A 17,525-nucleotide genomic window follows, 5' to 3' on the forward strand; every position below is an offset into this window, starting at 1 on the left:
CGCGCAGCTCCACCTCGAACGGCTTCAGGCGCGCGGCGATCGCGCGGCCGACGCCGCCGAAGCCCAGGAGCGTCACGCGCTGGTCGGCGAGCCCGGTGGCTGAGCCCCCGGTCCACTCGCCGCGGTCCTGCGCCCGCACGAAGTCGGGCAACCGCCGCTGCGCCGCAAGGGCGAGAGCCACGGCCAGCTCGGCGGTCGCCGTCTCGTGCACGCTCGAGGCGTTCGCGAAGACGAGACCCGCGGGCAGGCGCCCCTCGACGTTGTCGTACCCGATCGACTGGCTCTGGACGAGTCCGACCTCGACGCTCGAGAGGGCCTCGATGACGCCGTCCATCGACATGTACGGCGGCACCACCATGTCGAAGCGCTCGCGCGGAGCGGCATCCGTCATGTCCCAGACGACCACCTCCACGCCGTCGGGGAGCGGCAGCAGATCATCGCGCAGCCGGGTGGTGGGCACGGACACGGTGAGAGGCTTGTCGGTGGTCACCCCGTCGACGCTACCGCCGCCAGTGCGGGGGCGGACGCGGGTTGCGCGCGTCGGCCGATCTGCACTCCGACCGGGACCTCGTAGGCGAGGTATTCGTCGAGCAGAGCCGCGGAGTCGCGCTGGAACAGCCGCCGCGACAGGGCCGCCGCGAGCTTGGTCGCCCCTCCGACGAGCCCGGGGATCTGGTGGCTCAGCATGCCCTGGCTGAGTCGGGCCCCGTGGTTGAACATGTGGATGCGCGAGAGCGCCGAGTGTTCGGGGGTGCTTCTGCTGACGAGGCCGAAGTCGTCGTCGAGGTAGGGGAACGCGGCCAGGCCGGGGTTCTCTGCGGCGGCCTCGGGTGAGAGGCGGTCGCTCCACAGCGCGGCATCCGCAGCGACCGTCGCAAGCTCCGGGCGTCGGGCGAGGTCGGCGACGATTCCCGTGGCGGCGAGGACGACGTCGTAGCGATGGATGCCGTGCGGCGTGGTGACGGCGATGTCACTGCCGGTCCACTCCACGTGCTGCCACGGCGACGCGGTCAGGAAGCGGAAGTCGTCGAAGGCGTGCGCACGCCACAGGGCGTTCTGCGTGGCGGGCTGGTCGACGACCGAGAGGTGCACGTTGAACGCCCACTTCTGCGCATCGGTGAAGGAGCCGTAGTTCTCGATGAGGCCGGCGAACTCCATCCAGCGGTACGGACTCACCTGCGGCATGGCCGCCCGCCGCATGTGCACATCGACGCTCGCGGCGCCCCGCTCGAGCGCGGTCGCGGCGTTGTCGAACGCGCCCGTCCCCCCGCCCAGGATGCCGATGCGCAGGCCCGCGAGCGAGGCGAAATCGATGTCGTCGTGCGTGTGGTGCACGCGCTCGGCGGGAAGGCCCTCGAGAAGCGCGGGCAGGTGCCGGCCGCCCGCGCCCTCGATGCCGGTCGCGAGGACGACGTGGTGCGCGGGGAGCAGCCATTGCCCGTCAGGACCGTCGAGGTGCAGCTCGAGGGGGCCGTCGACGGTGGTCGTCGAGAGGCTCGCCACACGGGTGGAGGGGACGACGGTGATGTCGGAGACCTCCCGGTACCACTGCAGGAACCCCTGCCACGCCGTCGTCGGGAAGTACTCGATCCCCTCCCAGGCATCCGCGCCGTAGACCGCTTCGAACCAGGCGCGCGGGCTCACCGCCGGGGTGCCCCAGGTGGGCCACGCGATGTCTTTCGGTGTTCGGAGCGTGTGCATGCGGGCGTAGGTGGTCCAGGGACCGGCGGAGCCCGCGGGGGCGGAGTCGATCACCACGACGTCGTCGATGCCGCGGCGGCGCAGGCCCCGCGCCAGCACGAGACCGGCCTGCCCCGCACCGACGATGACGACCGGTCGCACGCCGTCGCGCGCGCTGACCCACGACCGTCCGTCGCCCGCGCTCAGGGCGGCCTGGTGCGCCGCGTCGCGTTCGAGGGCGGCGAGGCGGGAGCCCGCGTCGGGGAGGGCGGTGAGCACGGTCACTGCGCGTCGATGACGACGCGCACACCGTAGGCGTCGTCGAGTCGGTGGTTGTGGTGATCGGCGACGTTGGTGTCGTCGAGCTCGAGATTGACGAAGTCCATGCTCGGTTCGGCGAAGAAGGGACCGGCGTGCCAGGTGCCCTTTCGCATCGTGATGGCGGTGCGCGGCGGGATGCGGAAGGCCCGCAGGTCGTCGAGGCCGGGCTCTTCGATGCCGGGCGCGGCGACGGCGATGGTCCACTCGACGTCGCCGACGGCCATCAGGGTCTGCGTGGTCTCGAGGTGGCGGGTCACGCGCACGAATTCGGCGGGTTTGTCGTCGAGGCGCATGAGGTAGAAGCGCGGGATGCCGTTCGACACGTCGAGCACGGCTTCCTCGGCGGTGAACGGGGTGCCGTCCTCCATGGGAGTCAGCACGACGCCGTAGGGCTCGAAGCCGGCCGGCGCGATGATCTCGGCGGTCAGGGCGTGGGGGGTGAGGGTGTCGGTCACGGCGGCTCGCTTTCGTCGGGTGAGGCGAGCGTACGCTTGTCCAACAAGTGATGGACAATCTTGTCCAATATGTTCACGATGCGGTTACATCGGCGAAACGCGCGGCCGGTCGCGCCGGTCGGTCGCGTCGGTCGGGCCGGTCGGGCGCGGGAGGAGTTTCAGCGGCGGGAGGATGCCGAGAGGTTCAGCGGTCCTCCGCTCGCCGAATCTCCTCCGCCGCCGACGGTGGAGGCGTCAGGACCGCACGCGCCGGATGAGCGCATTGCGCAGCCCGGGCGGTGCCGGCAGTTGCACTTCGCGCGACCAGTACCCGATCGCATCGTCAGCGCCGTAGCCGCAGTATGTCATCTCGATCACGGGTGTGCCGGGCTCGGCATCCAGGATCCCGGCGCGCACCTCATCGAGCGAGGTCGCGTCGATCCACATCGTCTCCCACGCTACCCGGACGCCGTTGGCCGCCTCGGCGAGGTCGAACACCGGTCGACGGGGATCGAGTTCGGCCGGGCGCGTGAGGGGCACGAGGTCTTCGGCGAGGGCGTACGGGACGCCGTCGACGCGCCACATCTTCCGGGTGCGCAGCACCTCGGTGCCGTCGGGCAGATCGTCGTAGCGGTCGTCGCCGGAAACGAGCGTCGTGCGCTCGGCCGCCACGACCTCGAGAGTCGGCTCGTATCCCGCGGCGCGGATCGACAGCGAGTGGTCGAACTGCTCGTCGATGCGGCGCCCGACCCCGGGCAGGCGCCGGTTGGGCGAGGTGCGCGCGCCCTGCGTGCGGTGCACGTAGCCCCGCTCCTCGAGACGGATCAGCGCCTCACGCACCGAATTGCGGCTCGCGCCCGTCAGCTCGGCCAGTCGCGGCTCGGAGGGGAGGGTGTCGGCATCCGCTCGCCAGAGATGCAGGATGCGATCGATGAGCGCGTCCTGATCGGGAGCGCGCTTGTCGGTCACGGGCGGAGGGTCAGGCTGCGGCGCCCACCACGGCGGCGATCGCCGAGGTGAAGAAACCGAGGCCGTCGACGCCGGAGCGCATGGCGGCGCGGGTGCCGGGGCCGAAGCCGGGCTCGACAGCGTGCTCGGGGTGCGGCATCAGGCCCACGACGTTGCCCCGCTCGTTGGTGAGGCCGGCGATGTCGTCGAGGGAGCCGTTGGGGTTCACGCCGACGTAGCGGAAGGCCACGAGGCCCTCGCCGTTCACGCGGGCGAGGGTTTCGGCATCTGCGATGTACCCGCCGTCGGCGTTCTTCAGCGGGATGACGATCTCGTCGCCCTCGGTGAAGTCGCTGGTCCACGCGGTCGAGGCGTTCTCGACGCGCAGGCGCTGATCGCGGCGGATGAACTGCTGGTGGGCGTTGCGGATGAGGCCGCCGGGCAGCAGGTGCGCCTCGACCAGCATCTGGAAACCGTTGCAGATGCCGAGCACCGGCAGGCCCTTGGCGGCGGCGTCCTTGACCTCGGCCATGATCGGCGCGAAAGCGGCGATGGCGCCGGCGCGCAGGTAGTCGCCGTAGCTGAAGCCGCCGGGGAGCACGAGGGCGTCGACGCCCTTCAGGTCGTGCTCGCCGTGCCAGAGGGCCACGGGCTCGCCGCCCGCGAGACGGATCGCCCGCTGGGCGTCGCGATCGTCGAGCGAACCCGGGAAGGTGATGACGCCGATGCGGGCGGTCACTCCACGACCTCGATACTCACCACGTCTTCGATGACGGCGTTCGAGAGCATCTCGTCGGCGAGCTCGCGCACGCGCGCCAGCGTGGTCTCGTCGACCTCGCCGTCGACGGTGAGCTCGAAGCGCTTGCCGATGCGCACATCGGAGAAGCGGTTCTCGCCGAGCCGCGACAGGGCGCCGGCGACGGCCTTTCCCTGCGGGTCGAGAAGCTCGGCCTTGGGCATGACGTCGACGACGATGGTGGGCACTGCAGCTCCAAGAGTCGGGTGGCGTTGTGATTGCCAGTCTACAAGAGCCACCGCGCCGTCCCGGATGGCGTGATGGCGGGCTCACGGGCGTGGGAGCGCTCCCACGTTCGTGGCATCATATGGAGGTCGGTGGGAGGATGACCCTCGCGCCCACGGAAGGAACCCGAACCATGTCCCACACCCGAGTGTTTCCCGAGGGCTTCCTCTTCGGTGCCGCCACCGCGGCCTACCAGATCGAGGGAGCAGCCTTCGAAGACGGCCGCACGGCATCCATCTGGGATGCGTTCTGCCGCGTTCCCGACGCCGTCATCAACGCCGACAACGGCGACGTCGCGTGCGATCACTACCACCGCTACGCCGACGATGTGCGGCTCATGAAGGAGCTCGGCCTCCAGACCTATCGCTTCTCGACCTCGTGGTCGCGGGTGCGCCCCGATGGCGGGGCGCTGAATCCGAAGGGCGTCGACTTCTACAAGCGTCTCGTCGACGAGCTCTTGAGCGCCGGCATCCTGCCCTGGCTGACCCTGTATCACTGGGACCTCCCGCAGGCGCTGCAGGACAAGGGCGGGTGGACCGTCCGCGAGACGAGCGAGCGCTTCACCGAGTACGCCCTCGACATGCACGACGCCCTCGGCGATCGCGTCGATGTCTGGACGACCCTCAACGAACCATGGTGCTCGTCGTTCCTCAGCTACACCGCCGGCGCCCACGCTCCGGGGCACTACTCGCAGGCCGAGGGCATGCTCGCCGCGCACCACCTGCTGCTCGGACACGGCCAGACCGTTCGCGAGCTGCGTGCGCGCGACGCCTCGCTCAACCTCGGTCTGACGCTGAACCTGACGGTGGCGGATGCCGCGAACCCGGCGAACCCCGCCGACCTCGACGCCGCGCGCCGGATCGACGGACAGTTCAACCGCTGGTTCCTCGACCCGGTGTTCCGCGGCGCCTACCCGGCCGACATCATCAAGGACTTCCGCGACACCGACGCCGAGGCCGTGGTCCGGTGGCAGGCCGCCGTGCAGCCCGGCGACCTCGACGTCATCTCGACCCCCATCGACTCGCTCGGCGTGAACTACTACCACGGCGAGTTCGTCGGCGGCACGCCGCCCGAGGTCGAGCCGCCCGCCGGGGACGCCCCCACGACGCGGCCGATCGGCAAGCCGTTCCCCGCGCACGAGAACCTGTTCTGGCACGACCGGGGCCTGGCGCGCACCAACATGGGCTGGGAAGTACAGCCCGAGGGGCTGACCCGCCTCCTCGAGCGCGTGAGCGAGGAGTACTCCGCCCCCGCCGGCACCGCGCTCTACATCACCGAGAACGGTGCGTCGTACGACGACGAGGTCGTGGTCGAAGACGGCGAGACCCGCGTGCACGACACCGAGCGCGTCGAGTTCGTCGAGGTGCACCTGGCGGCGGTTCTGGATGCCGTCGAGAAGGGCGTCGACGTGCGCGGCTACTTCTACTGGTCGCTGCTGGACAACTTCGAATGGGCCTGGGGCTACGCCAAACGCTTCGGCATCGTGTCGGTCGATTACCAGACCCAGGAGCGCACCATCAAGGACTCCGGCCGGCAGTACGCTCACATCATCGCCGAGCGCGCACTGGCCACCCGACCCGCGGTGTGACCTCGCGCGAGGGCCCCGAGGAGGCATCGCGATGGAACTCGCCCCCGTTCGAGGCGCCGCCACCATCGAAGAGGTCGCGGCGCGCGCCGGCGTCTCCCGATCGACGGTGTCCCGCGTGGTCAACGGTTCCACGGCGGTCTCTCCCGCGGCCCTCGAAGCCGTGCGCCGCGCGATCGACGAGCTGCAGTACGTCCCCAACCGCGCGGCGCGCTCACTGGCCAGCCGTCAGACCCGCGCCATCGCGCTCGTCATCCCCGAGCAGACCGACCGCTTCTTCGGCGACCCGTTCTTCGCCTCGATCGTCGCCGGCATCGGCGAGGTGATCGGCGAGAGCGACTACATCATGAACATGCTGATCGCCAGCGACGACGCCGGCGCCAAGGCGGTCGCGTACCTGCGCGGCGGCAGCGTCGACGGGGCGATCGTCGCCTCCCACCACACGAGCGACACCTTCCTCGAGCGCATCGCCGACGTCGTGCCGGTCGTCTACGGCGGACGACCGGTGCGCGTGCGCGCTGACGACTATTACGTCGACGTCGACAACGTCGAGGGCGGTCGGGCGGCCACCGCCTACCTGCTCGCGCGCGGGCACCGGCGGATCGCGACCATCTCGGGTCCGCAGGACATGGCCGCCGGCATCGATCGCCTGCGGGGGTTCCGCGACGAGATGGCAGCGGCGGGACTCGAACCCGCGGCCGTCGAGGACGGAGACTTCACCGAGATGGGCGGGGCGCTGGCGATGAACCGCATCCTCACCGCGGGGGCGGAGCTCGACGCCGTGTTCGTCGCGAGCGACCTCATGGCGCGCGGGGCCTACGCCGCCCTGCGCGAGAAGGGCATCGAGCCGGGGCGCGACATCGCCGTCGTCGGCTTCGACGATTCGTCGGTGTCGACCTCGATCACGCCCTCGCTCACCACCGTGCGTCAGCCGTCGCTCACGCAGGGGCGTCACATGGCATCCGTGCTCCTCGACGTGCTCGCGGGTCGCCCCGCCGCGCACGCGACGATCCTCCCGACCGAGGTCGTGGAGCGCGGGTCGGCCTGAGGCTGCGTTCGCCGGCCACCGGGCGCTATCGTGAGCGACCGAGGGGCGCGACGCGCGGCCCCCGAGAGCGGAGGCTTCGCATGCGAGGGAAGATCGTCCTGACGGTGGCGGTGGTGCTCAGCGCGGTGGCCGCGCTCGCCGGGTGCAGCGGAGGCGGGTCGACGCCGGATCCGTCGACAACCGTGTCGAGCGCTGCGCCCGCGCCGAGTCCGTCACCCAGCGCGACGCCGAGCGCGACGCCGACGCCGAGCGCGGCGGCATCCGTCTCCATCCCCGCCTCGTGCGACGATCTGGGCACTGCGGCCACGCGGCAGCAGACGGTCGGCGACCTGACCGCCCAGCATGCCGACGGGTTCGTCCGCCCGGCGCCGACGAACGCCACGACGGACCTGTCGTGCAACTGGATCCAGGAGGAAGCCGCCGCGGTGCTGCTCATCATCAGCAGCGCGAGCGCGGCCGACGTCGAATCGGGGCTGGCCTCGCTGCCGGCGCAGGGCTACCAGTGCCAGGCCTCGGACGACTTCGGCGCACAGTATTGCGTGGCACCCGGTGCGTCGACCGACACCGAAGACGTCGTCGTTGCCCGCGACGGCACGTGGATCTACCTCGAGACCGTCAACGTGAACGCCCGCGCGTGGCTGTCGGAGATCGCGTCGCAGATCTTAGGCTGACGCCCTTCAGCGGTCGCGGTCGACCGACTGCTGGTAGACGTCGGGCACGTCGTCGCCGTCGGCATCCACCTCTTCGGCGAGCGCGAGCTGCTTGTAGCGCCGGTTGCGCACGAGCAGCACGGCCGAGGCGAGGACGGATGCCAGGAGCGAGGCGACCATGATCGCGATCTTTGCGTCGTCGGTGTGCGGCGAGCCGTCGGGGAAGCTGAGTTCGGCGATCAGCAGCGAGACGGTGAAGCCGATTCCGGCGAGGAGTCCCACGCCCGCCAGGTCGATCCACTTGAGGGCGGGGTCGAGGCGGACCTTCGTCACGAGGGTGAGCAGGCGCACCCCGAGCAGGATGCCGATGGGCTTGCCGAGCACGAGCCCCGCGACGACGCCGAGCGTCACCGGGTCGGTCACCGCACGGACCAGACCCTCGCCGCCGCCGACGGAGACGCCCGCTGCGAAGAAGGCGAACAGGGGCACGGCGATCCCGGCGGAGAGGGGACGGAAGCGGTGTTCGAACCGCTCCGCGAGATCCATGCCGCGGATCTCGGGCCGACGGCGCGACGCGGCGACGGGAATGGTGAAGGCGAGGGCGACGCCGGCGATCGTGGCGTGCACGCCCGACGCATGCAGGAACGCCCACGCGGCGAAGCCGACCGGCAGCAGCACGGCCCACGCGCCCCACGGGGTGCGTGCGAACCAGGCGCGCCCCCGGTGGGCGATGACGGCGTAGACCGCGACGAGCAGGGCGAACACCGCCAGCGGCAGCAGCGAGATGTCGCTGGTGTAGAAGATCGCGATGATCGCGATGGCGATCAGGTCGTCGACGACGGCGAGGGTCAGCAGGAAGATCCGCAGCGGTCCGGGCAGGTGCGAGCCGACGAGGGCGAGCACGGCCACCGCGAACGCGATGTCGGTCGCGGTGGGGATGGCCCATCCGGCCAGCAGGCTCGGCTGGGTGTGCACGATGGCGACGTAGATGAGGGCGGGCACGGCGACGCCGGCGATGGCGGCCGTCACCGGCACGATCGCGGTGTTCAGTCGTCGCAGGCTGCCCACGACGATCTCGCGCTTCAGCTCGAGCCCGACCATGAAGAAGAAGACGGCGAGCAGACCGTCAGCGGCCCACGCGCCCACGCTGAGCTCGAGATGCCACGGCTCGTAGCCGAACCGGAAGTCGCGCAGCGCGAAATACGACTCGGATGCCGGGGAGTTCGCCCAGACGATGGCCGCGACCGCCGCGACGACCAGCAGCATGCCGCCGACGGATTCGCGGCGGAGGAGGGTGGTGACGCGGCGCACCTCGGCGTAGCCGGGCCAGCTCGGCGCGCGGACGGTGTCGTGGCTCATGAAGCTCCTCCAGGGGTCGATCGACAGAATGTCGACCAGACTTCCCGACGCACCGCAACCCATTCTACGGTGCGCTGCGCCGCGCGACCGTGCCGGCCGCGCGGCGCCCGCTCAGGCCGACTCTTCGTCTTCCTCGGCGTTGAAGTGCGAGGCGGTGTCGGAGTGACCCGCGGCGACACCGTTGGGGTTGTCGGGAATGGTGCCGTCGGTGCCGAGGCCGCCGGGCTTGGGCTCGCCCTCGGAGTCGTCGGAGGGTGCCCCTTCCGTCGGGGACACTTCGACGTCGGCGCCCTCGTACGCGTTCTCGTCTTCGGCGGCCTGAGAAGGGTCGGAGATGTCGGATGCCATGAGCGTGCCTCTCGTCGGGGGCGGGGCGGCAGCCTCGCCGGGTGCTCGACGCTACCGAGCGGCAGGGCGGTGGCCTCCACCCTTGCGGCGTGGTGAGGGGTGTGCTGACACGGCAATGCGTACTACCGATCGCGGACGCCTCCCCTCCACGGATCCCCATCGAGGACGCGAAGTAGTGCGCCTCGACGTCAGATCACGCCGTCCGTCCCTTCGCGGCTGTGAGGGGCCAGGCGTACCGTCGACGAGGCTGCTCCAGCAGGTTCCACCCGATGGATATGCTGCTCACGCGCTGCGTGTCGTCGGCGCGGACGATTCCAGGAGCCCTTCATGTCCGAGCCGCTCGACCTTCACCTCATCCTCCCCGCCGGGCCCGCCCGCGATGCCGTCGCGTCGGCATTGACGGAGCAGGGTTTCACCGTGAACCCCACGGCGACCGGTTCGCTCGACGTCTCCCGCGGGAGCTTGGGTACTACTCTCATCGCGGGTGCGTTCGCGGGGCAGGACATGCACGTGCGTTTCGACGTCCACGTGCGAGATGCCCCGGAGGGGGCGGTGGCCACGTTCGTGCACTCGGCGGCCGGCGGGTTCTTCAAGGGTGGTGCGGTCGGTGCCGTCAAAGCAGGTGACGTGGTGCGCGAGGCGGCGCACGTCGCGGGGGTCCGACTCGCGCAACAGGGGCTGATCGTGGGGGGCGTCCCGGTAGCCCCGTCGCCCGGTGCGGACGCCGTCGCAACGCCGTACTCGAGCGCTCCGCCGACGGCGGGGGCGCCGATGTACGCGGGGGCGGCCCCCGTTCCTGCGCCTGTCGACTACGCCAACCGCACCAACGTGGTGGCCATCTTCGCGATCGTGCTCGGGTTCGTCGTCCCCATCGGCGGGATCATCGCCGGCGCCGTGGGGCTTGCGCAGGTCAAACGAACCGGTGAGAAGGGCCGTGGTCTGGCGATCGCCGGCATCGTCGTGGGCTCGGTGATGACCGTTCTCGGCACCATCGCCGTCATCGCGTTCTTCGCCTTCGCCGTCATCGCCGGCGCGGCGGGCGATGCCGCGGCCACGGGGGATGGGGGTCTCGTCGACCCGAGCGAGGACGTTCCCGCCGAAGTGTTGTCGTTGCAGATCGGTCAGTGCCTCGATGACGTCTCGACGGGCATCATCACCAGCGACAACATCGTCGACTGCGACGTCGCTCACACGTACGAGGTGTTCGGCGAGGTCGTCCTTCCCGACGGGTCTTTCCCGGGTGACGACCAGATGGAGTCGACCGCGCAGCAGTCGTGTGACGAGGCGTTCGCATCGTTCGTGGGCGTCTCGTACGACGAGTCGACCCTGGAGTACACCTACGTCGCTCCCACGAGCGACACGTGGGAGGTGGGTGACCGCCAGATCGCGTGCCTCATCACCGACCCGGCCGGCGAAACCACGGGGTCGCTGGAGAACTCCGCGCGCTGATCCACTCCCGGCCCCCGGGGGGAGAAACACCGCGCCGCAACCGCCGAGCGCGCACGCCCCCCAACGGACGTGCGCGCTCGAGCAGCGGGTGTCAGACCGAAAGAGCCGGCTGCTTCACGACGAGGCGGTCGCCGTCCCAGCCCACGGGCATGGGGTCGGTGATGCCGCCGACGAAACCGCCGTCGGGACCGACGTTGCGGAACGCCAGCAACTGCCACGCGCCCGCCCGGTCCTGGATCAGGCGTCCGACGTACAGGTCGTCGTCGGTGATCGGCGTCGCGGAACCGATGTCGAACGGGCCGAGCACGCTGTCGGCGGGAACGGCCCACACCGCACCCCGCGGGTGGCGCTCGCGGACGGCATCCATCGCCTGTCCGGTCATGCACGAGAACAGCAGCACGGCCCGGCCGTCGACCTCTTCGACCTGGGTCACCTCGAGCTGGCCGAAACCGTCGGTGCTCGGTTCGCTGACCGGCGCCTGCAGTTGCCACGTCTCGAGGTCAGTCGAGGTGGCGTGCGCGACGACACCGCGGCCGTTGAGCTCGCCGTGCGTGGCGCGGGCGGTGACGTACATGTGCCAACCGCGGCCCGCGTGATCGGCGAAGACCCACGGGTCGCGGAACGCCTCGTCGTGCCAGTCGCTGTTCGTCAGGCGCTCATAGATCGTGCCGTCCGCTTCGAGCACCGGGTTGGCGGGGTTCTTGTGCCAGGTGAAGAGATCGGTGCTGGTGGCGTAGCCGATGCGCTGCACGTTGCGTCCGTCGTCGTCCAGGCGCGAGCCCGTGTAGAAGAGGAACCACGTGCCGTCGGCGCGGCGGACGGTCGAACCGGTCCACGTGGCGAGGGCGTCGAAATCATCGGAGCCGCCGCGCACGAGGGCATCGGCGACGCGCTCCCACGACACCAGATCGGTCGAGACGGCGTGGCCCACCGAGGCGCGGTAGTGACGGTCCTCCGGATCGTGCAGCGCCCGCGAGGCGTAGAGGAAGAACAGGTGGTAGGTGTCGCCGTCATCGGCGAACCAGAAATCCCACACGTAGGAATCGGCGAGGTCGAACACGTCAGGCACTTTCTCTCGGCGCAGCGGCACGCTGCAGGTCTTCTCGGGTCGGGGGGTCCATACCCTCGCGTCCGACGGTGATCGCGGCGGCGGCGGCCGCGCGACGGAGCAGGGGAGGAAGGGTGGTCTCGTCGAGTGCGCGCACCGCGGCGCGCAGGGTGGCGACGTCGCCGGAGATGTTCAGGATGCCGTCGAGCAGCGTCCCCATGAAGGTGTCACCGGCGCCGACGGTGTCGACCACGGTGGTGGGCGCCGCGGGGATCTCGACGGTGGCGTGCGCGGTGACGCCGAGGGATCCGGCATCCCCGTCGGTGATGACGGCGAGACCGGCGCCGAGGGCCACCCACTCGCGGGCGACGTCGACGGCGGCGACGCCGGGATACAGCCACTCGGCGTCTTCGGCGCTGGCTTTCACGACGTCGCTCAGGGCCACCAGGGCTTCGACACGTGCGCGGGCGTCGGTCACGCCGCCGGTCAGGGCGGGGCGGATGTTCGGGTCGTAGCTGATGAGCGCCGACGCGCGGGCGCGCTCGGCGGCGGCGCGCACCTCGTCGGCGCCGGGCGCGAGTGTCGCGGCGACCGACCCGGTGTGGAAGATCCGCGCGGCGGGAACCTCGACGGGCGAGGGGAGTGTCCAGTCGATGTCGAAGTCGTAGGTGGCATTGCCGCGCTCGTCGATCACCGCGCGGGCGGTGGCGGTGCGCTCCGGCTTCCCCGCGGTCCGCAGCTCGACCCCGGATGCCGAGAGCCATGCGTTCAGCACACCACCGCGCTCGTCGTCGGCGACGCGGGCCACGAGGGCGGCGTCGCGACCCAGTCGGCCGAGGGCGACGGTGACGTTGGCCGGGCTTCCGCCGGGGCGCTCGGCCGCCCCGGCGGAAGTGGTGACGATGTCGATGAGTGCTTCGCCGAGCACCACGACATCGAATTCGCGGGTCATCCCTTGACCCCGGATGCCGCGATGCTGCTGACGAACGCGCGCTGGAACACCAGGAACACGAGCAGCACGGGCAGCGTGATCAGCGACGTGTACGCCATGACCTCACCCCACGCGGTGTTGAGCTGGAAGAAGTACTGCATACCGACCATGACGGGTCTCAACTCCTCTTTCTGCACGACCATGAGGGGCCAAAGGTACTGGTTCCACGCGGGCAGGAACGTGAGGATCGCCACCGTCGCGAACGCCGGGCCCGACAGGGGCACGATGATGCGGCGGTAGATGGTGAACCAGCTCGCCCCGTCGATGCGGGCCGCCTCGTCGAGAGAGGTGGGAATGGTCGAGAAGTACTGCGCGAAGAGGAAGATCGAGAAGGCGTTCGCGATGAACGGCACGATCTGCACCTCGTAGGTGTTCAGCCAGCCGAAGTCGTATTTCACGACGCCGCCCTCCATCACGAGGGTGGGCAGCTGATTGACCCAGTAGACCATCGGCACCGCGATCGTCTCGAACGGCACGATGAGGGTCGCGATGATGAGCGCGAGCACGACGACCCGGCCCTTCCAGCGCAGGCGCGACAGGGCGAAGCCGGCGAGGGAGTTCACGATCAGGCCGAGTCCCACCGTGAGCACGGTGACGAGGATCGAGTTGAACAGGAACTGCGCCACCGGCACACGGTCGAAGACGCCGAAGTAGTTGTCGAGGCTGATCTCGCCGGTCGGGAGGAAGGCCGCGGGGGAGTTGATGTCGCGGAGGATCTGCGCGTCGGGCTTCAGGCTCGACACGAACATGAACACCAGCGGGAAGAGGAAGAACACCGCGAGGATCGACATCGACACGTAGGTGAGGATGCGACCGTTACGGCCCTCCGTGGAGCGGGTACGCGTGCGGGTGGGCGAGGTCCGACGCGCGGGGCGTGCGGCCCGCGCGGCGCCGTCGGGGCGCTCAAGGGTACTGGTCATGTCAGTTCTTCTCTCGGGTCAGCCAGCGCTGGATGAGCGCGATGATGAGCACGGCGACGAAGAACAGCAGCGAGATGGAGGCGGCGTAGCCGATCTCCTGCTGCTCGTAGCCCTTGCGCACGGCGTGGAACACGACGGTCGACGTCGAGTTGAGGGGACCGCCCTGGGTCATCACGTCGACCTGCACGAACAGGCCGAGGGCGGCGATGGTGATCGTGACCAGGACGAACACCATGGTGGGGCGGAGTCCCGGCCAGGTGACGTTGGTGAACTGGCGCCAGCGGCTCGCGCCGTCCATGCGCGCGGCCTCGTAGAGCTCCTCCGGGATGGTCTGCAGCCCCGCGAGCCAGATGATCATGTGGAAGCCGACGGCCTGCCAGATCGACAGCACGATGATCGCGCCGAGCGCCGTGCTCGGGTCGTTCAACCAGTCGGCGCCCTTCAGGGCTCCGAACGTGAGCGTGTCGATCATCGAGTTGATGAGACCGTCGCTCTGGTACATGAAGCGCCAGAGGATCGACACCACGACGATCGAGGTGACGACGGGGATGAAGAAGACGACCCGGAAGAACGTCGTACCGCGCAGGCGCTGATTCACCAGCACCGCGAGCAGCAGACCGAGGCCGGCCTGGACGGGAACGACGACCAGGGCGAACAGGAAGGTGTTCAGCGCCGACTGCAGGAACACCGGGTCGGCGGTGAAGGCCCGGAAGAAGTTGTCGAGACCGACGAAGCGCGGAGGGTTGGGAGAGATCAGGCGGGCGTTGGTGAACGACAGGGTGAAGGCCAGCAGCACCGGCACGATGAGGAAGAGCAGGAGCAGGAGGGCGGCGGGGGCCATCATCGCCAGGCCCGCCCACGTCTCGCGACCGCGCGAGGTGCGGAAGCGGCGGAGGGATCGGCGCGGCTGCTTCGCCGCGGCGACCGGAGGAGACACGGTCATCAGGTTCTTCTTTCGCGGGGGGCGGTGGGGGCCCGGAGCGGACCCCCACCGCTGGTCGCGGCGTCAGTTCGCGCCGTAGCCGTCGTTGGAGGAGATGTTGGTGTCGATCTCGGTGACCGCGGCATCCAGTGCCGACTGCACGTCGGCGCCGTTCATGATGTCCTTGGCCGCGGTCTCGAACGTGCTCGAGATCACCGCGTACGCGGGGGTCTCGGGACGCAGCACGGCGTACTCCTTCGAGAACTCCGCGAACGGACGCAGGGGGCCGTCGGTGGAGTTGAAGTACTTCGACGCCTCGGTGGCAGCCTCCGTGGCGGGGATCACGAGCTGCTCGTCGGCGAACTGCGTGATGTACTCGTCGTTGAAGCTGAACTCCAGGTACGCGCGCGCGCCCTCGGGGTCACTGCACGACGCCGAGATGCCCCACTGCCACGAACCGCCGCCGATCTTGGGACCGTTGCCGAGGTCCGGCGGCGGCAGGATCAGCAGGTCGTCGCCCACGGCATCCACCGCGGCGAGACCGTTCCACACACCGGTGTAGCTGAGCGCGACGTCGCCGTCGACGAACTCCTGGTTGCCCACGGTGCCGCCGCTGTTGGCGTAGCCGTTGGTGAAGAGCGACTGGAACCACTCGCCCCACTTCACGGCGTCGGTGCCGTTCAGGGCGCCGTCGGCGGAAAGCATGGTGTCGCGGTCGATGAGGTCGCCGCCGAAGCTCTGCAGGAACGGGGAGTAGGCGTAGGGCCACCACTCGCCCGTGTCCTCGGCGCCGAGGTCGATCGGGGTCTCGTAGCCGGCGGCCTTGAGGGTCGCGAGGGCGGCGTCGAACTCGGTGGCCGTCCAGGGCTGGTCCATCGTGGGGATGCGGATGCCGTTGGCGTCGAGCACCGACTTGCGCGCGAAGATGCCGAGGGCGGCATCCCAGTACCCGGCCGAGTAGATCTCGTCGTTGTACTTTCCGACCGCGGTGGGCAGCAGCTTGTCGGTGATGTCGCTCGAGAGGCCGAGCGGCTGCAGGTAGTTCGCCCACGCCCAGTTGGGCATGATGGGGCCGTCGAGGTCGAGCAGGCAGGGCAGGTCACCCGAGGCCGCCGCCGCGACGATCGCGTCGTTGTACGCGCCCTGCGGGAACGACTCGGTCTTGACCTCGTACTGCTCTTGCGAGGCGTTGAAGTCGCTGATGATCTGCTCGTAGACCGCGAGCTCGGCGGGGTTGCCGGCCGAGTGCGTCCACATGGTCAGGACGGTCCGACCGTCTTCGGTCGTCGCGCCTCCCTGACCTGCCTGGCCGCAGCCGGTCAGCGCGAGCGCTGCGACGACACCTGTCGCGGCGAGCGGGATGAAGGACTTCTTCATCGTGTTCCTTTCGAGTGGCGGCGACATCGCTGTCGCCGGAGAGGGGGCCGCGTGGCGCGGCGTCAGTCCGTGGCCCGGGGGTCCCGCGCGCTGCCGAGGTGCGCGGGAGGGCCGACGGAAGCCCGACGAACGATCGGGCAGTCCATGAGGTGGGGGGAATCGATGTCGGCCTCGCGGAGGCCGAGGGCGACCTCCATCGCCCAGCGGCCCATGGCCGCGTGGGGGAGCGAGACGGTGGTCAACGGCGGGTCGAGCTCCGACGCGACCAGCTGCTGATCGTCGTAGCCGACGATCGACAGGTCTTCGGGAATCCGGATGCCGTGGCGGTGCGCCCACGTCACGACCCCGGCCGCGATGCGGTCGTTGTAGGCGAAGACGCCGGTCGGGCGCTGCTCGGGCGCGAGCGCGAACAGCGCGGCGGCCGCTTGCTGCCCGCCCGCCGCCGAGGTCGGCGAGAACACGTGGAGGGCGGGGTCGGGCTCGATGCCGGACTCGGCGAGCACGTCGAGGTAGCCGCGCAGACGGAGCTGGGCGGCCACCGGGCGGTCTTCGTCGTTGTCGATGAAGGCGATGCGGCGGTGCCCGGCGTCGACGAGCTCCTGGGTGGCGACCCGGCCGCCGGCGTAGTCGTCGGGCACGACGGCGGGGTAGCCGCCGTCTTCGGGGCGGCAGTCGAGGAACACCGTGCCGGCGGGGAGGCCCGCGGGTGCCGGGATGACCCGGTGGTACATCGAGGCGTAGACCATGCCGTCGACGCGGTGGTTGACGAGCGTGGAGATCGCATCGGACTCGATCTCGGGGTGGCCGTCGGTGTCGACGAGGATCACGAGTCGGCCGTTCTCGCGGGCGACCTCCTGCGCGCCGGCGAGCATGCGGCCGGCGAAGGGCGTCGTGGCGATGCGGTCGGAGACGAGGCCGATGGTGCCGGTGACGCGGGTGCGCAGGCTCCGGGCGATCGGGTTGGGCGAGTAGCCCACCTCGTCGGCGACGCGGCGGACCCGCTCTTTGGTCTCGTCGGAGATGCGCGACTCGGCGTCGTTGAGCACGAGCGAGACCGTTGCGGGGGAGACGCCGGCCGCTTTCGCGACGTCGGTCAGACGCACTCTCGTCATCGCCCCACCCTCCATTGGATAATCGATTTATCTTGCTGATAAACCGATTTATCAGCGACCGAGATCAGTGTGCTGGCTCGGTCGTGGCGGTGTCAAGTAACGGTGCCGTAACGGTGGTCGAGAGGCCGCGGCATCCGTTCGACTGCCGAGATCACACGATCGGGCCGAGAGCCCACGCCCAGGTCGCGCGGTATCGCGTGCGCTCGGCCCGGGCGTGTGACTTCGCGCACAGGATGCCGCGGTGGCCGCCGTGCGGAGTCGGGGAGGCCACCGCAGGAGGGCGGGAGCGAGATCACACGATCGGGCCGAACG

Annotated in this window: 18 protein-coding genes; 4 read left to right on the forward strand and 14 right to left on the reverse strand. The window is 70.1% G+C overall.

The window, feature by feature from the left end; translation table 11 throughout:
* The 6 genes from RWP81_RS05575 to purS all read right to left on the reverse strand — a co-directional run.
* The coding region (locus tag RWP81_RS05575) for an NAD(P)-dependent oxidoreductase (RefSeq protein WP_314453295.1) at positions 1-490 on the reverse strand (490 nt) is incomplete at its 3' end.
* Positions 487-1,965 (reverse strand): FAD-dependent oxidoreductase, encoded by a 1,479-nt coding sequence (locus tag RWP81_RS05580; RefSeq protein ID WP_314453298.1) that lies wholly within the window; start codon positions 1,963-1,965, stop codon positions 487-489. The genes RWP81_RS05580 and RWP81_RS05575, both read right to left, overlap by 4 nt.
* On the reverse strand, positions 1,962-2,456 hold the full coding sequence (locus tag RWP81_RS05585) for an ureidoglycolate lyase (RefSeq protein WP_314453301.1): 495 nt from the start codon (positions 2,454-2,456) through the stop codon (positions 1,962-1,964). Before RWP81_RS05585 ends, RWP81_RS05580 begins: the two co-directional genes overlap by 4 nt.
* Positions 2,457-2,690: 234 nt before the next feature.
* Positions 2,691-3,404 carry a GntR family transcriptional regulator gene (locus tag RWP81_RS05590; protein WP_314453303.1) on the reverse strand — a complete coding sequence of 238 codons (714 nt, stop codon included), beginning with the start codon at positions 3,402-3,404 and terminating at the stop codon, positions 2,691-2,693.
* Between the two features lie 10 nt (positions 3,405-3,414).
* On the reverse strand, positions 3,415-4,122 hold the full coding sequence (purQ, locus tag RWP81_RS05595; RefSeq protein WP_183418734.1) for a phosphoribosylformylglycinamidine synthase subunit PurQ: 708 nt from the start codon (positions 4,120-4,122) through the stop codon (positions 3,415-3,417).
* The gene (purS, locus tag RWP81_RS05600; protein ID WP_314453308.1) at positions 4,119-4,367 is read right to left on the reverse strand and encodes a phosphoribosylformylglycinamidine synthase subunit PurS; all 249 of its coding nucleotides are present in this window, start codon (positions 4,365-4,367) and stop codon (positions 4,119-4,121) included. The genes purQ and purS overlap by 4 nt, the downstream gene beginning before the upstream one ends.
* A 170-nt stretch (positions 4,368-4,537) precedes the next feature.
* On the opposite strand from purS, the gene RWP81_RS05605 reads away from it, so the two are divergent.
* From RWP81_RS05605 to RWP81_RS05615, 3 genes are all read left to right on the forward strand, one after another.
* Positions 4,538-5,992 (forward strand): family 1 glycosylhydrolase, encoded by a 1,455-nt coding sequence (locus RWP81_RS05605; RefSeq protein WP_314453310.1) that lies wholly within the window; start codon positions 4,538-4,540, stop codon positions 5,990-5,992.
* 31 nt (positions 5,993-6,023) lie between these two features.
* On the forward strand, positions 6,024-7,037 hold the full coding sequence (locus RWP81_RS05610; protein WP_314453312.1) for a LacI family DNA-binding transcriptional regulator: 1,014 nt from the start codon (positions 6,024-6,026) through the stop codon (positions 7,035-7,037).
* Between the two features lie 80 nt (positions 7,038-7,117).
* Entirely contained in the window at positions 7,118-7,708 is a 591-nt protein-coding gene (locus tag RWP81_RS05615; RefSeq protein WP_314453316.1) for a hypothetical protein, read from the forward strand.
* 6 nt (positions 7,709-7,714) lie between these two features.
* Here RWP81_RS05615 and nhaA read toward each other — a convergent pair whose 3' ends face one another.
* Entirely contained in the window at positions 7,715-9,046 is a 1,332-nt protein-coding gene (gene nhaA, locus RWP81_RS05620; RefSeq protein WP_314453319.1) for a Na+/H+ antiporter NhaA, read from the reverse strand.
* A 111-nt stretch (positions 9,047-9,157) separates the two neighbouring features.
* Positions 9,158-9,394, reverse strand: coding sequence for a hypothetical protein (locus tag RWP81_RS05625; protein WP_314453322.1), 237 nt, complete (start codon positions 9,392-9,394; stop codon positions 9,158-9,160).
* A 327-nt stretch (positions 9,395-9,721) separates the two neighbouring features.
* Here RWP81_RS05625 and RWP81_RS05630 point away from each other — a divergent pair, with 327 nt between their 5' ends.
* On the forward strand, positions 9,722-10,843 hold the full coding sequence (locus RWP81_RS05630) for a septum formation family protein (protein WP_314453325.1): 1,122 nt from the start codon (positions 9,722-9,724) through the stop codon (positions 10,841-10,843).
* A 91-nt stretch (positions 10,844-10,934) separates the two neighbouring features.
* On the opposite strand, the gene RWP81_RS05635 is transcribed toward RWP81_RS05630, so the two are convergent.
* The 6 genes from RWP81_RS05635 to RWP81_RS05660 form a co-directional block, all read right to left on the reverse strand.
* Positions 10,935-11,903, reverse strand: coding sequence for a glycosyl hydrolase family 32 (locus RWP81_RS05635; protein ID WP_314453338.1), 969 nt, complete (start codon positions 11,901-11,903; stop codon positions 10,935-10,937).
* A 1-nt stretch (position 11,904) separates the two neighbouring features.
* Positions 11,905-12,843, reverse strand: a complete 939-nt coding sequence (locus RWP81_RS05640) for a PfkB family carbohydrate kinase (protein WP_314453328.1) — start codon at positions 12,841-12,843, stop codon at positions 11,905-11,907.
* Positions 12,840-13,802, reverse strand: a complete 963-nt coding sequence (locus tag RWP81_RS05645) for a carbohydrate ABC transporter permease (RefSeq protein ID WP_314453331.1) — start codon at positions 13,800-13,802, stop codon at positions 12,840-12,842. The genes RWP81_RS05640 and RWP81_RS05645 overlap by 4 nt, the downstream gene beginning before the upstream one ends.
* Position 13,803: 1 nt before the next feature.
* Positions 13,804-14,745, reverse strand: a complete 942-nt coding sequence (locus tag RWP81_RS05650) for a carbohydrate ABC transporter permease (RefSeq protein WP_055959674.1) — start codon at positions 14,743-14,745, stop codon at positions 13,804-13,806.
* Between the two features lie 63 nt (positions 14,746-14,808).
* Positions 14,809-16,101 carry an extracellular solute-binding protein gene (locus RWP81_RS05655; RefSeq protein ID WP_314453335.1) on the reverse strand — a complete coding sequence of 431 codons (1,293 nt, stop codon included), beginning with the start codon at positions 16,099-16,101 and terminating at the stop codon, positions 14,809-14,811.
* A 62-nt stretch (positions 16,102-16,163) separates the two neighbouring features.
* Positions 16,164-17,213: a LacI family DNA-binding transcriptional regulator gene (locus RWP81_RS05660; protein ID WP_055959670.1), complete on the reverse strand. Its 1,050-nt coding sequence runs from the start codon at positions 17,211-17,213 to the stop codon at positions 16,164-16,166.
* Positions 17,214-17,525: the final 312 nt, after the last annotated feature.

It is taken from the genome of uncultured Microbacterium sp., assembly GCF_963521695.1.
Taxonomy (GTDB): domain Bacteria; phylum Actinomycetota; class Actinomycetes; order Actinomycetales; family Microbacteriaceae; genus Microbacterium.

What these genes read in the sequence shown, in the direction of transcription:
- RWP81_RS05655 (WP_314453335.1), bottom strand. Translation starts at nt 16,101, where the DNA reads ATGAAGAAGTCCTTCATCCCGCTCGCCGCGACAGGTGTCGTCGCAGCG.
- RWP81_RS05645 (WP_314453331.1), bottom strand. Translation starts at nt 13,802, where the DNA reads ATGACCAGTACCCTTGAGCGCCCCGACGGCGCCGCGCGGGCCGCACGC.
- RWP81_RS05605 (WP_314453310.1), top strand. Translation starts at nt 4,538, where the DNA reads ATGTCCCACACCCGAGTGTTTCCCGAGGGCTTCCTCTTCGGTGCCGCC.
- RWP81_RS05615 (WP_314453316.1), top strand. Translation starts at nt 7,118, where the DNA reads ATGCGAGGGAAGATCGTCCTGACGGTGGCGGTGGTGCTCAGCGCGGTG.
- RWP81_RS05640 (WP_314453328.1), bottom strand. Translation starts at nt 12,843, where the DNA reads ATGACCCGCGAATTCGATGTCGTGGTGCTCGGCGAAGCACTCATCGAC.
- nhaA (WP_314453319.1), bottom strand. Translation starts at nt 9,046, where the DNA reads ATGAGCCACGACACCGTCCGCGCGCCGAGCTGGCCCGGCTACGCCGAG.
- RWP81_RS05630 (WP_314453325.1), top strand. Translation starts at nt 9,722, where the DNA reads ATGTCCGAGCCGCTCGACCTTCACCTCATCCTCCCCGCCGGGCCCGCC.
- RWP81_RS05660 (WP_055959670.1), bottom strand. Translation starts at nt 17,213, where the DNA reads ATGACGAGAGTGCGTCTGACCGACGTCGCGAAAGCGGCCGGCGTCTCC.
- RWP81_RS05650 (WP_055959674.1), bottom strand. Translation starts at nt 14,745, where the DNA reads ATGACCGTGTCTCCTCCGGTCGCCGCGGCGAAGCAGCCGCGCCGATCC.
- RWP81_RS05610 (WP_314453312.1), top strand. Translation starts at nt 6,024, where the DNA reads ATGGAACTCGCCCCCGTTCGAGGCGCCGCCACCATCGAAGAGGTCGCG.
- RWP81_RS05625 (WP_314453322.1), bottom strand. Translation starts at nt 9,394, where the DNA reads ATGGCATCCGACATCTCCGACCCTTCTCAGGCCGCCGAAGACGAGAAC.